This window comes from Microbacterium sp. UBA3486 (genome assembly GCF_002377845.1).
Taxonomy (GTDB): domain Bacteria; phylum Actinomycetota; class Actinomycetes; order Actinomycetales; family Microbacteriaceae; genus Microbacterium; species Microbacterium maritypicum_A.
In genome coordinates, this window is sequence record NZ_DFQP01000005.1 from 471 (window position 1) to 783 (window position 313).

General features: G+C 68.7%; 1 protein-coding gene. It reads left to right on the forward strand.

What is annotated here, in order from left to right; genetic code table 11:
• The coding region (locus B2869_RS00425) for an aminotransferase class I/II-fold pyridoxal phosphate-dependent enzyme (RefSeq protein WP_292761348.1) at positions 1-313 on the forward strand (313 nt) is incomplete at both ends.

Below are 313 nucleotides of genomic sequence, written 5' to 3' on the forward strand. Positions count from 1 at the left end.
ATGCACTGCGTGCCGCGGTGGAGCGGGCACGCGAACTGGGCGCGGTGATCGCCGGAGACGAGTGCTACGCCGAGTTCGGGTGGGACGCGCCATGGGATCAGCGACCGATCCCGTCCATCCTCGATCCGCGCGTCGTCGGCAATGACCACCGGGGCGTGCTGAGCGTGTACTCCTTGAGCAAGCAGTCGAACCTCGCCGGGTATCGCGCCGCATTCCTCGCGGGTGACTCGGAGCTCGTCGCCCGATTGCTCACCGTGCGCAAGCATGCGGGTCTGATGCTTCCGGCGCCCGTGCAGGCAGCGATGCTCGCGGC